This is a genomic window from Flavitalea flava (assembly GCF_054461575.1).
Window position 1 is genome coordinate 88,243 of sequence record NZ_JBTLQH010000016.1, and the last position, 12,814, is coordinate 101,056.

Here is a 12,814-nt window from a genome sequence, read left to right on the forward strand (position 1 = left end):
GGACAATGACTACGGCATCCTGAATTCCGAATTTATTATCAAGCATAAAATTGGAACACAGATCATACCATCCCTTACCCCTACTTTATGTCCAAAAAGCACCAATTCGTAAAATACGTCTTCAACCCATTAAACCCCTGCCCTTCCTTTCCAATGGGAAATACAATAGTGGATGAATTAGCTGTGGGAATCGAATTCCCTAAATAAAAGGTGGCCCTGCCTTTCTTGGTCTCGCTGATCAGCTTTCGGTATTCAAGTTTCTTATCTTTATTCACCAGTGCCTCGGCCAATTCCAGATCTCCGGCCGATTTGGATACCGTCATCTTTTCATCGGCCCCTTTGGAAAGGTTCTTAACATTGTCATTATAGATGATAACAATATCCTGTCCCAACTTTGTTGCTAAAAACCCGGCTGTAACAGTCGACATTCTTGGGGCGGATACGACCTGGATAGTTCCTGATCCGCTTGACTGACCTTTCGTTAGAATAATTTCCCTGGGAATTATCACCTGATCATATGTCTTCCCGTTATTGTCGGGAAAAAGGACAATCACCGGTCCTACGGTCAAGGTTGTAGTGGCTACCATATGGGTTTTGTTTTGCATATTGGGAACAGACTGGGAAAAATCCCTATCGATCCTTTCAGGACTACCAATTATGGCAATATCTCCATTATCCAACTGCAACATTTTCGGAGAAAAATTAGACATAAAATAGTCGCCCTTATGCTTTATCCCCCCGGCTTTTTCACTCACCGTCTTAATGAACTCCGGTGTGAGCGCATAGGTAAGGGGCTTGGACATCTTAAAAGTGGCTGGATCTAATCGCGCAACCATAAATCCATTGCACCACGAATCCGACGTCCCCGATTCAGTCGTCGTGGAATAGATAAAAATGGTACTACCATCATTGGCCAGTTTGGCACGGGTGATATATGGGGCGAAATTGCCCACGGCATTATAGCGGATCTCAGTCTTTTTTCCATCCGGACCTATACAAAGTATGCGGGTACCATCCTTAGCGTCAAGGATAAGACAGGCCTTGTTGTCATCCGTTAATACAGCCGAAGGGATTTCAAATGATTCGAGATTCACCGGAACCAGATTCTGCTTAATAGTTTGCAGCTTATTATCAAAGAGGGCGGTTTGCACCTTGTTGGGCGCGGCCTTGCACACAGCCAAAAGCCTCGTATTATCGGGAGATACGACAAAATACACCAGCCCCGCTGAGATCACGGATTCAATTTGCATCACCCCCACATTATCCTGTGGGATGGAACAAATCAGTTTGGGCTCCCCAAAAGAAAGGGTATTCTCATCAAGCGCAGCCAGGTAAACGCTAAAAGAGGTTTTGTTGGCGGCTTTAAAATAGGCCAGGTACAATTTATCGTTGAAAGAGATCAGCTTGGGGATCAACGGACCGAAATTTTTTTCTCCATTTTCCAGGACGACCTCCTTGATCTTATTCATATCCTTGTCGAATTGCGACACGGTAATCGAAAATTTCACATCATATAATTTCGTGAAAAGCCATTTCCCCGCGCTAATGGCAGAATTCGTCACGGTATAGAAATTGTTATTGTAGTAAACGGAGTTGGTTACTGTTTCATTTTTATAAAGACCCTCTGCGACCTTGAAATCATTGGAAAAAGTGAGGGTTCCATGTTGACAGAAAAGTTTCGAAGAACAAAAAAGGAAAAAGAGCAAAGCAACCAGGTATTTCATGTATTCGTGTTTAGAGTTAACAAATGTAGCCGACAGATATAATAATTCAGCCAAGAGTAGCAAAAATTACTCTTATTTTAAAGATAATAACGATTTTTTCACGCAATTACCCTGTCACGTCCTGTCATGACAACCCTACCCCTCATTTGTTACCGAAACCCATTTTCCCTGGCCCCAGTAACATCTGAGTAACATTTTTGCAGAAAAGAAGGGTAACTAAAGGAAAACATCCGATATTGAGTACCGTTGAAAATCAAACATATACCACCGTCGGACAGCATCGGCAACCACCCCAACTTTCCAATATAGAAAGTAATAAACATACCCAACCGAGAATAAAAAACTGGAGATTTATCTATAAATAATAGCCGTAAAACAATTCTTTCTGTTAATTATTTACGGTATTTCTTTCGCGGGTGCTTTTTCATATGGTGAATCGAGACTACTAAGATTTTCTTTGATTGCTTGTAGATCCGGTATATAATTAAATATGGGAATATATCCACTTTAACTTCCCGGTAGCCCCTACCTGTCCTTTCTCCATTATGTTCCGGATTCTCTGCTATTTGATCCACTTTATTACGGACAAATAAAAGGAACCGCTCTCCTAGTCCTTTTTTTTGATCCTCATACCACGCATAGGCTTCATTATAGTCACCTTCAACCTCAGAATGGAACTCACATTTATAGGTCATCGTTTGCCTTTCACTTTAGCTTTATATAACTTCCTGGCTTTTGCTTCTAATTGATCAAGCGTTAAGACTTTAGCCTTACCACTTTCATATTCTGCGGTCCTTCGGTCCAGCTCGGCAATAAATGCCTTGTCTTCCCAGGGCTCGTCCTCATTCCGATTCTCCACAAAGGTTTTTACAACACTTAGAACAGCTTGCTTCTCTTTTGGGTTCAATTGCCCCAGATAGTTATTTATTTGCTTATCAATGGTGGCGGCGGATCTCATAAATTCTATCGTTTGTTACAAATTTAACTGTTTAATTCTTGATTTTGAAATTGACAATAAGCCTTGACCATTTTGGTTTAAAATTTCAAAAAAGAGATCGTTAGGCCTATGTTTATGAAATTTAGCTTATTTGCTCGACTCAAACAGCCCTGCCGATCACCTGCCCCTCTTCATTTTTCTGCAAGTACAACTTTGAGCCATTTGAAAAACCACCCCTACTTTCCAATACAGAAAATGAAAACGCCCGGTTTCAGGGCATTTGAGAAGATTTCGTAACAAATTAGTGACAAAAATTAACGTTTCCCGGAAACTCAGGGCAATATTTAACAATCAGGCCATTACATCTCATATTTAGGTACTTTATAATACCTATAAGCATTCCAGGCAATCGGTACCCCAAACAAGATCCCAAAACATACCCAATTGATATAAGCCCTCGGAAGGCTGAACGGAAATCTCGGTATTATTAAAGGTAGTATCACCTGCTCAAACACCAGATTGACGAAGATCCCATATAGTATGCCGATAAGGTACTTATTAAAATGGAGGAACCTAACCCTGGGAAAGACCCAAAAGAAAAACAGGGTGAACGCAAAGGCGATAAAATAATGAAAGAATAAGCCTAAGAAAGCTATCCATTCGTTACCTGGAAAGGCGTTATTCCGACCTACAGCCACCGATGCGATGCCCTTCAACATCCCTTCGGCAAGTTTTCCAGAAGACATCCATTGCAGGATAAAGGCATAAAGCAAATCTGTCGTTCCAACAAAAAGCCCCGTCAAGAGCGCGGCCTTAAAAAATCTGTTCATAGTATTTTATATTTGCTATCAAAACTATCCGCCCTCCATTGGAACTAACCATCAAAAACCGTCTAAAACTGGTTCAAAATGCAGTCAAATTCACATAATGAACATAAACTGGTCAAAATATGCCTTTCCGAGTTATGTACCCGGTTCGGTCTCCCCGGCCCCGCGGACCTCGTACAAAGAGATATGATTGAGTTGTGCGATACTATCGAATCGAACACGGGCGTCGTGATCAGTCTATCAACCATCAAGCGCCTCCTCAATGGACAGTTTGCCCGCATTCCTCAAATAGCTACCCTGAACGCCATTGCCCTGTCCGCAGGATATAAGGATTGGCGGGATTTCACGCAGGCAAAAGCTCTCCTGGAGCGTGCCCGCCCAGAAGACAAACAAAACCTTCACTTGCCGGAACAAAGCCCCGGCAGCCAACAAAACTCCGGCGACCTCCAACAAAGCCCTACCAGCCCCCGACCAGGGCCAAAGCCTCCTTCAAGGCCCCGCATGCTCTTTGCCGGAGCGGCCCTCCTCCTGATCTTCCTGGCAACCCTCGCCATCGTGATGTCTCATAAGCCCGGCCCGGCCAACATCGGGAAAGCTCATTTTTCCGCCACAAAAGCGACAGGCAACGACATCCCAAATACGGTCATATTCAAATACAATGTGGACTCGGTATCGGCAGACAGCTTTTTTATCCAGCAATCCTGGGATCGCAACCGCAGGGTACAAGTCTATAAACATAATTATACCCTGACAGATATCTATTACGAGCCGGGCTATCATACTGCCAAACTTATAGCCGGTGACAAGATCATCAGGACACTGCCGGTCAGCATCCCTACAGACCGCTGGCTGTTTTATGCGATAGAGCACAAACCGGGCAGTCGGCCAAAATATATCACACACCTGGATACAGGCATATTAAAGCTATCTACCGGCGAACTGCTGGCGAGTAACATCGATCTGCAAAAAGACAATATCTATTGCAACACTTGGTTTCCTTCCGACATCGCCAATAGCAGCGATAACTTCACCCTAACATGCAGGGTCAGAATAAAGCCGGTGAACAATGAATCCTGTCCCCAGCTGATGTGCGAGGTCTATTGCCAGAAGTATTTCATGTACTTCAGGAGCACCTTAAAAGGTTGCACCGGCTTGTTAACTGCACAATTTGGAGAGAACGAGCTCAACGGCCGGACCAATGATCTTTCAGGACTGGGCACCGATCTTCGGGAATGGCAGGAGATGGAATTCACGGTGCGGGATAAAAAAGTGAGGATCGCTATCAACGGTAAGCAGACCTACTCAAACACTTATTCCCAATCCGCCGGTCTGATCACAGGAATTGGTTTTATATCCAACGGGATATCCGAAGTGCAGTTCGTGGATCTGAAAACAGCCGATGGGAGGATGATATATAGCAGGGAAAAGAATAGCCGCTAATTTGCGCCGCGTGCGATGGGAATTCCGTCACCTGGCCACAAAAGCTTTTCCGATAAAATGGTCCTCCGGCACAAAGCCCCAGTAGCGGGAATCCTGGGACCCATGAAGATTGTCGCCCATCACCCAGTAGTAATTCATTTTGAAGGTATAGCTGCTTTCTTCGTGACCATTGATATAGATCCGGCCACCGCGCATTTCCAGTTGATTGCTTTCATAGGTGCGGATGATGCGTTCATAGATCGGATAGTTCAGCGGCGTCAACTCGACCGACGCGCCCTTTTTCGGGATCCAGAGCGGGCCATAATTGTCCCTCGTCCAATGATGTACTTCATCATTTGGAAATACGCCTACGGTCGACAAATCTATATCCGGGGTGATCCGCCGGGTGAAACCATCTTGTAACATTTTTTCACGGACTTTCCAGGTGAGCAGCATATCGTATGAACCCGCGCTGTCGAGCGAGCGAATTTCATCCGCGTTCGCCATATCCAGTCCGTACTTCACCTTCATATCCGCTTGGTCGAGGGGCTGGCCACCCGTGACGACTGAAAATACGTTTCTGCCTCCTGCGGCCAGGCATGCGGTCGCCCGTCGATATATACTAGCTCATCCCGCATCTCGAGTGTGTCGCCAGGAATAGCAATACAGCGTTTTAGGTAGTTCTCCCGCTTATACACCGGGCGGATGGTCAAGGGATAGGCATTCGGGTCAGCCAGCACGATCTGTCTGCCGGCATCCGGGTTTCCGTGCCCCATTTCGCGGATCACGTCATAGTAGGGCCGCATGGATTGGTAATCCGGCAAGTCTATGACAGTGTCTCCCTCGGGGAAATGGAACACGAGGATATCTCCCCTCAAGATCGGGAGATAGTTTAACTTGTTCACCAATACTTTACCCCCGAGGTGGATGCTTTTCTCCATTGACCTGGTGGGTATGTTATAGGCTGCGATTACGTATGTTCTTGTGAGAAACCAAACGCCAAAAAGAATGACCGCAATACTGATACCTATCAAAACGGCCAGTGACCACTTGCGGGAAAACGCTTTATTCATTGACAATGTATTAAATGAGTGAAGGGGTTGTACTTTTTGTTCCGCTCGGTCTAAAAATATCAAAAAAAAGCGGAATTGCAGTAGGACAATACGTTTCATGATTTCAACGGACCTCTGGTCCGGCTGGCCTCCTGGAAGGAAGTAAAAACGTCCAATTTTATATTTAGCCTTTCTTGTAAAGCCGGCAAACTCAGCCTAATAAACAAAGTCTTTTATTTACTTCCCGTATGCTGCAAAAATGGGCATCCCATTTCTCGCCCTCAACCAGACAAAGCCACTTTCTATACTCATTCTTTTCTTTGCTACCGGGCTTGTCAAATACCTGAAGCATTTCATGATAGCCATGCATTCCTCCTACATCTTCAGGGGGGCAAGTCCCTTCTCCACCCAGGCAATACGGACTACCTATATCCTTTGCCTCTATTTTCTCACACCTAATCAGATGTCTCCAATAATCACCGAAGTCATAAATATAATAGTATTGCTGTCCAAGCGTCTTAAAGACTTTAATCATTTTAGTTTTCTTCGCATCGAAGATTTCCGTATCAGAGTCAAAATCGTCTGGAATGCCATAACCAATCGGATCAGACAAATCCTTTTCGCAAAACTGAAACAAATGACTATTCTCCCACCCAAAAGCTCCTTGCAATGCCATGTGCAACTGATACAAATTGTAATTCGCAGGAACCACTATCCTACGCCACACTAACGGGTTACTTTCCTCTAATTCAATATAAAACTGATAAATCATGATTTAATATATGGAAATATCTAGTTGGCCTGTAATAAAATCGGTTGAGATTGCAAATTTTGTCGGCAGTATATTCTATCACTTTCCAATACAAAACTTCGAGAAAATATAATCCAGTTGATCTTCCGAAGTAATCTCCCCCGTTATCTCCCCGAGATAATGCAAACAGGTTCGTATATCCAGCGACAGCAAATCCCCCGGCAACCGGTCATCCAATCCCTGATGGATAGTCGCCAGCGATAAAGCGACCTGTTGGAGAGCATGATAGTGTCTTGCGTTGGTAATCAGCGTTCCTTCAGAAGAAGTATTTCCCTGGAGTACCTGGTCGACCAGGCGTTGTTTGAGAATATCTATATGCCGGTGCTGTTTAGCGGAAATAAATATAATATCCGGAATATGGTTGAACTTCCGACGGGCAGTATCCTCAAGGCCGTGAAGATCCGAAGAAGTACCCGACGTTGCCGCCACAGTATCCAACTTATTGGCTACCCATAAAAATTTAGTCGAATGTCGTCCTGCATCTCCGGCGACGGCAACGCGTTCATTTTCTTCATGTCCTTCCGCCGAAGCCCCTGCCCTTTCCAGCTCCCGCTTCCCTACAACTACATCCTCAACCGGATCAGCCACATCGAAGAGGTAAATTACAATATCCGCCTGTTCGATCTTTTCCAGGCTCCGTTCAACGCCGATGCTTTCGATCAGATCGGTGGTATGGCGGCGAATTCCCGCCGTATCGATAAGACGGAAAAGAATGCCATCGATATTCAAAACTTCTTCGATCGTATCGCGGGTAGTACCGGCGATTTCGCTGACGATCGCCCGGTTTTCGTTTAGTAAGGTATTCAGAAGAGTGGACTTCCCCGCATTGGGTTTACCAACAATGGCAACCTGGACTCCGTTACGAATCACATTGCCGAGGCGGAAAGACTGTAAGAGGGTTCCTGTAAGCTCCTGGGCATCCCCGATAAGCTGGTAAAACTGGGTCCGGTCGGCAAATTCCACATCTTCCTGCGAAAAATCCAGTTCCAGTTCGATCAATGCTGAAAAGCTCAGTAATTGGACCCGAAGTTCCTTCAAAGCCTTTGAGAAACCTCCCTTGATGGTATGGAGGGCCGTACGGGCCGATGCTGCCGTATTGCTGGCGATGAGATCGGCTACGGCCTCTGCCTGGGTAAGATCCAATTTGCCGTTCAGGAAGGCCCGCTGAGTGAATTCTCCCGCCTTGGCCAACCGTGCACCCTGCCCCAGAAAAGCCTGGATCACCCTTTCCTGGACATATGGAGAACCATGGCAGGAAACCTCCACTACATCTTCTCCTGTATACGAACGGGGGCCTTTAAACAGGGAGATGACTACCTCATCCAACTCCTCCCCCCCTTCCTTTAGCAGTCCAACATGAATGGTATGGGTAGGCTGCTGCTCCAGGTCTTTGGAGGGAAATAGTTGATTAACAATACCAAAACTGGCGGGTCCGCTCAAGCGAATGACCCCGATGGCCCCGATTCCCGGCGGCGTCGCCAGGGCCACAATCGTATCGTCCCAGCCTGTCAATTTTCCTAACATGCCGCAAAGATATAGAAAGGCTTGCGGGGCCATGCCCTGGCCTGAAAAAATCCTCCTGCCCCTATTCCGTAACCATGGAAAATCCTATCGGCTGATTCTTATAGGATTTTACCGTATGGCCATTTTGAATGGCTGCAGTCCATTTTCCGCTCTTTTTGATTACCCGGACCGCTTCCTCCCGCAATCCTCCCTTTTCCGGCCCGGAAATCGCCTTGACCTCACTCACATTCCCTTCTTTGTCCACGATAAACTGGACGACCACCGGTCCTTGAATCTCATTGTTCTGCGCTTCCTCGGGGTATCGTAGTTCCTTATGAAGAAATCGCGACCATGCTCCGACACCGCCAGGATAACTCGATTCAACTTCCACCTTGATAAAGGTCTTATCATAGTCTTCTTCTTTGGGGGCCTCCACCACGCCTCTGTTTCCATCTGTCACCGGAGGAGCCGTAATGCCTTCATCCTTTACCCCTTCCTGGTTTATGGTTCCGATCTTGGTGTCATCCAACTTATCCTGTTCCGGGGGTTTCTCATCTGCCTTTACCTGGTCATCCTTGACGATCTTGGGAGGCGTAAATTGTTTCATCTCCACTTTTGGCGGATCGATCTTTGGGGGAATAATCACCGGAGGCTCGATCTTCTTCTCCGTTTCGACGCTCGCCAGGTCTATATCTTTAATATTCATGGCCACCTTACTCGAACCGGCCTGCAAATTGGACAGAAAATAACCCAGCAAAAGTAACGTCAATACCGAGCCGGTTATTAATAGCGACTTATACATACGTCGGTTATACGACTTACGCAGGTCATAGGCGCCATATGCTTTGTTCTTTCCATCGAATAGGATATCCAGGATATCCGCAGATAAAATTTTATTAACTTCCATGATGTATGTTTAATACTAAGACCCAATAGAAGCCAATTTCCATAAGGGTTTGATAGAATTATAGCCTTCCCAAAGAATAAAAATCCGAAGTAATAAACGAAGCCGTATACAGAGCAAAAACCTGATCAGATCACAATGATGTCGAGGCAATATTTAAAAACAAAAATATAACGTCAATGTATAATTGCTAGTCACATTCAAACAAAAAAAATCCCCTCTGTTGCCAGAGAGGATCTTCTATTTAATAACTTATTTTCCTTTCTCCCCTTTCAAAGGGTTCGGGGATTACTGTGCTTCCAATTTGAAGACGATCGGCTGCTTCTTGTAAGATTTCACCTGACGGCCATTCTGAACGGCAGGGGTCCACTTACCACTTTTCTTGATTACACGGGCCGCTTCTTCGCGAAGACCACCGGATTCTGGTCCGGAGATAGCCTGTACATCACTCACGTTTCCTTCCTTGTCCACGATGAACTGTACCACTACGGTACCCTGAATTTCATTGTTCACCGCTTCGTCGGGATAACGGAAGCTTTTGTTCAGGTAACGAAGCCAGGCTGCAGGTCCGCCGGGATATTCGGACTCGATTTCCACCTTGGTAAAGGTTTTGTCGTAATCTTCTTCCTTGGGTGCTTCTACCACACCTTTACCGGCATCCGATACAGGAGGGGCAGTGATACCTTCATCCTTTACACCTTCCTGGTTAACGGTACCGATCTTGGTATCTTCCAGTTTTTCCTGTTCAGGTGGCTTTTCTTCTTCCTTAACCTCTTCGTCTTTTACGATTTTGGGAGGCGTGAATTTAGCCATTTCCACCTTGGGTGGCTCTACCTTGGGAGGCGGAGGAGGGGGTGGCTCATTTTTCTTTTCTTCTTTAACTTCTTCTAACTGAACGTCTTGCACCACCATGGCCGCTTTTTTGTTGCCGCCATTCAGGTTGGAGACGAAATAACCTATGAACAGCAGCAGGATCACTGCAGCCGTACCCATAAGAGCCGTAATCAGGCGCTTATTGTAGGTCTTGCGTAGATCATAGGCACCGTATTCCTTGTTCTTACCCTCGAAGAGGATATCCAGGAAATCGGCGGTTAATATTTTGTTTACTTCCATTTTGAGTGATTTAATAATTATTGGGGCAAAGGTTTTCAGAGAAAACTAACCTTTAACCCAAAATTTTTAATGTTGGGCCTTCGGCCAGTGGACGGTGTCCACTTATGAGATGCAAACCAGATCAAATTCCATATGGATTGGTCCGGTTATTCTCCCGGTCCGTCATTTAATTCCATTTGCCTGCTCCGTTAAAACGACGATCTTATACTCATCCGGCGAAATATCCACAAGGGCATAACGCTTGACGTCATCGATCTTCATTTCATCCAGCATATCCACCGTATTTTTATAGGTAGCATCCTGGGTTGGTTTGATGATGACCATGAAGTCCTTAGGATCCGTTCTTCTCTTCTTATCCAGGATCACGTCCCGGATAGTTTTGAAGGTGGAGGTCTGTATTTTCGTAGGGTCAAGACCCTCGTAATAATACACCTGGTTCTGCTTGGCAGGCATTACCGTTAAAGCCGCAGATTCTTTTAATTTATTCTGCTCATCGGGCTTATCGGTATCCTTGGGCAGATTCAGCTTCATAGCCGTCGGCTGGCTCATGGTAGTGGTAAAGATAAAAAAGGTGATCAGGAGAAATCCCAAATCCACCATGGGGGTCAGATCCACGCGTGTAGACAGTTTCTTAGACTTCTTGACGCCCGGGCCCTTTTTATGACCACCGCCGCTCGAGGTATCCATTTCTGCCATATACTAAGCTTTTTTTAAAGTTACAAAATTCAAAACCCAAATCCTAGTGATTTAATCCAATAACCACTCTGGTTCCAGATCCCCTATTCGATTAGCTTGCTACCACTACCCTGTTGTACCTTGTAGAGTTCCGATCCAATCGGAGCGGCTACCGGGCTGGTTACCATCTGGAATTTAAGTTGATCATTTTTCTTAAATGCAATAATTACGCCTTGGAAAGAAGGATATTTTGAAGCATCATCCCCTTTTACCAACAGATTCATTTTTGATCCCTGGAAGGCTCCTACGGCAGCTCTTACCCAGTCAATGAGTTCATTATCAGTACTATCCTTAACCGGAATACCTGCTAATTGTACTCCTTTCAGTTCCTCGGGCGTTTTTGAGAGATACGATTTCAGCTGGCTGAAAGGCGACCCGATATAGGCATTGTTATTCTTGACGAAATTGTTCTTTTCAGCGTCGCTCAGGCCCAGATTCTTGGAAGTATTGATCGTATTGATAATATCCTGTTTCTGGGCAGAATTCCCGTCCGATATGGAGAGGTATACCTTAGCGTCCTTGTCGATCGTTATCAGTACCACATCTTTATCGGGAGCTATCTTGGAGGAGACCGAACTTGGGGTCGTCACCGTCAATGCTTCAACCGGTTTGAACTTGGTAGCCAATATGAAAAAGGACAACAGCAGGAATGCCACATCGCACATCGCAGTCATGTCGATATTTGTGCTTTTACGCGGTATTTTAGCTCTTGGCATTTTAAAATTATTTTTTTGTTATGAAGCGAATCTTTTGAAGATTCATTTGTACCCTGATTCCATAAAGAACTGGCTGAAATCCTTAAAAACAAACCGTTTTTATCAGACCGGAGCCGGTTTCTGGCTTCCATGGCTATTAAACGGAACCACCGGAAGACATTCTTTAAGGGTAAGGATACAAACGGTTCCTTATTTGTACAAAGAAGCAAAGCTCTGTGTCAAAGTGAAACCGCTTTCATCGATGCCGTAAGTGATACCGTCGATCTTAGTAGTAAAGATGTTGTACATGATGATGGAAACGGCGGAAGTACCGATACCCAATGCTGTATTGTACAAGGCTTCAGAGATACCCTGAGAAAGACGCTGAGCAGCTTCACCACCACCTGCATCACCTAATGCGGAGAAAGAACGGATCATCCCGATAACCGTTCCGAGCAGTCCCATCAGGGTTGCAACCGAAGCGATAGTAGAAAGGAATACCAGATTTTTTTCCAGCATAGGCAGTTCAAGAGAGGTAGCTTCTTCTACTTCTTTCTGAATAGCCAGTACTTTTTGTTCAGTGTCCAGTTCAGGCGCAGTGATCATTTCTTTGTACTTGCGCAGACCAGCTTTCATTACATTACCTACACTGCCTTTTTGTTTGTCGCATTCTGCAATGGCGGCATCCACATTTTTATTAGCCAGGTGATATTGTACTTTACGGATGAACTCAGCAATATTACCATTACCAGTAGCCTTACCGATAGTCAGGAAACGCTCGATCACGAAAGTAAGAACGGTCAGTAACGCTCCGATCAGGATCGGAACGATGATTCCTCCCTGGTACATTTTAGCAAATCCGCCCTTAGCACCTTCCTGAGTGGGCCAAAAACCACCGGCTGGATCGGGTTTCGTGAAGTTACTATCTGCACCGATAATAAATCTCCAGAGCAGGTAACCAGCGATGACACACACCAAAGGTGCTACCCAAGAAATAGAATTTCCCTTCTTTTTTGGTTGAACGGATGTAGAACTTTTAGCTGCTGTCGCTGCAGTGGGTTTTGTTTCAGCCATGATCGTTTGTTTTTAGTGTT

14 protein-coding genes are annotated in these 12,814 nt (G+C 45.3%); 1 reads left to right on the forward strand and 13 read right to left on the reverse strand.

Going from position 1 to position 12,814, the window contains the following annotated elements; translation table 11 throughout:
* Positions 1-80: 80 nt before the first annotated feature.
* The 4 genes from ACX0G9_RS15695 to ACX0G9_RS15710 form a co-directional block, all read right to left on the reverse strand.
* A complete protein-coding gene (locus ACX0G9_RS15695) occupies positions 81-1,724 on the reverse strand; it encodes a hypothetical protein (RefSeq protein WP_459065877.1) in 1,644 nt (547 codons plus the stop codon).
* A 392-nt stretch (positions 1,725-2,116) separates the two neighbouring features.
* Positions 2,117-2,419, reverse strand: coding sequence for a type II toxin-antitoxin system RelE/ParE family toxin (locus tag ACX0G9_RS15700; protein WP_459065878.1), 303 nt, complete (start codon positions 2,417-2,419; stop codon positions 2,117-2,119).
* Positions 2,416-2,682 (reverse strand): hypothetical protein, encoded by a 267-nt coding sequence (locus ACX0G9_RS15705; protein ID WP_459065879.1) that lies wholly within the window; start codon positions 2,680-2,682, stop codon positions 2,416-2,418. Before ACX0G9_RS15705 ends, ACX0G9_RS15700 begins: the two co-directional genes overlap by 4 nt.
* Before the next feature lie 338 nt (positions 2,683-3,020).
* Positions 3,021-3,491 (reverse strand): hypothetical protein, encoded by a 471-nt coding sequence (locus ACX0G9_RS15710; protein WP_459065880.1) that lies wholly within the window; start codon positions 3,489-3,491, stop codon positions 3,021-3,023.
* Between the two features lie 78 nt (positions 3,492-3,569).
* On the opposite strand from ACX0G9_RS15710, the gene ACX0G9_RS15715 reads away from it, so the two are divergent.
* Positions 3,570-4,928, forward strand: a complete 1,359-nt coding sequence (locus tag ACX0G9_RS15715) for a hypothetical protein (RefSeq protein ID WP_459065881.1) — start codon at positions 3,570-3,572, stop codon at positions 4,926-4,928.
* 27 nt (positions 4,929-4,955) lie between these two features.
* Here ACX0G9_RS15715 and ACX0G9_RS15720 read toward each other — a convergent pair whose 3' ends face one another.
* From ACX0G9_RS15720 to ACX0G9_RS15760, 9 genes are all read right to left on the reverse strand, one after another.
* The gene (locus ACX0G9_RS15720) at positions 4,956-5,333 is read right to left on the reverse strand and encodes a S26 family signal peptidase (RefSeq protein WP_459065882.1); all 378 of its coding nucleotides are present in this window, start codon (positions 5,331-5,333) and stop codon (positions 4,956-4,958) included.
* 101 nt (positions 5,334-5,434) lie between these two features.
* Positions 5,435-6,079, reverse strand: a complete 645-nt coding sequence (locus ACX0G9_RS15725; RefSeq protein ID WP_459065883.1) for a S26 family signal peptidase — start codon at positions 6,077-6,079, stop codon at positions 5,435-5,437.
* A gap of 91 nt (positions 6,080-6,170) precedes the next feature.
* The gene (locus tag ACX0G9_RS15730; RefSeq protein WP_459065884.1) at positions 6,171-6,731 is read right to left on the reverse strand and encodes a plasmid pRiA4b ORF-3 family protein; all 561 of its coding nucleotides are present in this window, start codon (positions 6,729-6,731) and stop codon (positions 6,171-6,173) included.
* Between the two features lie 78 nt (positions 6,732-6,809).
* Positions 6,810-8,294 carry a tRNA uridine-5-carboxymethylaminomethyl(34) synthesis GTPase MnmE gene (gene mnmE, locus ACX0G9_RS15735; protein ID WP_459065885.1) on the reverse strand — a complete coding sequence of 495 codons (1,485 nt, stop codon included), beginning with the start codon at positions 8,292-8,294 and terminating at the stop codon, positions 6,810-6,812.
* 61 nt (positions 8,295-8,355) lie between these two features.
* Positions 8,356-9,180 carry an energy transducer TonB gene (locus ACX0G9_RS15740; RefSeq protein WP_459065886.1) on the reverse strand — a complete coding sequence of 275 codons (825 nt, stop codon included), beginning with the start codon at positions 9,178-9,180 and terminating at the stop codon, positions 8,356-8,358.
* Positions 9,181-9,465: 285 nt separating this feature from the next.
* The gene (locus ACX0G9_RS15745; RefSeq protein ID WP_459065887.1) at positions 9,466-10,290 is read right to left on the reverse strand and encodes an energy transducer TonB; all 825 of its coding nucleotides are present in this window, start codon (positions 10,288-10,290) and stop codon (positions 9,466-9,468) included.
* A 162-nt stretch (positions 10,291-10,452) separates the two neighbouring features.
* Entirely contained in the window at positions 10,453-10,986 is a 534-nt protein-coding gene (locus tag ACX0G9_RS15750; RefSeq protein WP_459065888.1) for an ExbD/TolR family protein, read from the reverse strand.
* A gap of 83 nt (positions 10,987-11,069) precedes the next feature.
* On the reverse strand, positions 11,070-11,741 hold the full coding sequence (locus ACX0G9_RS15755) for an ExbD/TolR family protein (RefSeq protein WP_459065889.1): 672 nt from the start codon (positions 11,739-11,741) through the stop codon (positions 11,070-11,072).
* 189 nt (positions 11,742-11,930) lie between these two features.
* Complete coding sequence (locus ACX0G9_RS15760) at positions 11,931-12,794, reverse strand: MotA/TolQ/ExbB proton channel family protein (protein ID WP_459065890.1); 864 nt, start codon at positions 12,792-12,794, stop codon at positions 11,931-11,933.
* Positions 12,795-12,814 lie beyond the last annotated feature (20 nt).

Excerpts from the sequence above, each read along its gene's own strand:
- ACX0G9_RS15755 (WP_459065889.1), bottom strand. The coding sequence starts at position 11,741 with ATGCCAAGAGCTAAAATACCGCGTAAAAGCACAAATATCGACATGACT.
- ACX0G9_RS15750 (WP_459065888.1), bottom strand. The coding sequence starts at position 10,986 with ATGGCAGAAATGGATACCTCGAGCGGCGGTGGTCATAAAAAGGGCCCG.
- mnmE (WP_459065885.1), bottom strand. The coding sequence starts at position 8,294 with ATGTTAGGAAAATTGACAGGCTGGGACGATACGATTGTGGCCCTGGCG.
- ACX0G9_RS15760 (WP_459065890.1), bottom strand. The coding sequence starts at position 12,794 with ATGGCTGAAACAAAACCCACTGCAGCGACAGCAGCTAAAAGTTCTACA.
- ACX0G9_RS15720 (WP_459065882.1), bottom strand. The coding sequence starts at position 5,333 with ATGTTACAAGATGGTTTCACCCGGCGGATCACCCCGGATATAGATTTG.
- ACX0G9_RS15725 (WP_459065883.1), bottom strand. The coding sequence starts at position 6,079 with ATGAAACGTATTGTCCTACTGCAATTCCGCTTTTTTTTGATATTTTTA.
- ACX0G9_RS15710 (WP_459065880.1), bottom strand. The coding sequence starts at position 3,491 with ATGAACAGATTTTTTAAGGCCGCGCTCTTGACGGGGCTTTTTGTTGGA.
- ACX0G9_RS15705 (WP_459065879.1), bottom strand. The coding sequence starts at position 2,682 with ATGAGATCCGCCGCCACCATTGATAAGCAAATAAATAACTATCTGGGG.
- ACX0G9_RS15730 (WP_459065884.1), bottom strand. The coding sequence starts at position 6,731 with ATGATTTATCAGTTTTATATTGAATTAGAGGAAAGTAACCCGTTAGTG.
- ACX0G9_RS15745 (WP_459065887.1), bottom strand. The coding sequence starts at position 10,290 with ATGGAAGTAAACAAAATATTAACCGCCGATTTCCTGGATATCCTCTTC.
- ACX0G9_RS15715 (WP_459065881.1), top strand. The coding sequence starts at position 3,570 with ATGCAGTCAAATTCACATAATGAACATAAACTGGTCAAAATATGCCTT.
- ACX0G9_RS15740 (WP_459065886.1), bottom strand. The coding sequence starts at position 9,180 with ATGGAAGTTAATAAAATTTTATCTGCGGATATCCTGGATATCCTATTC.
- ACX0G9_RS15695 (WP_459065877.1), bottom strand. The coding sequence starts at position 1,724 with ATGAAATACCTGGTTGCTTTGCTCTTTTTCCTTTTTTGTTCTTCGAAA.
- ACX0G9_RS15700 (WP_459065878.1), bottom strand. The coding sequence starts at position 2,419 with ATGACCTATAAATGTGAGTTCCATTCTGAGGTTGAAGGTGACTATAAT.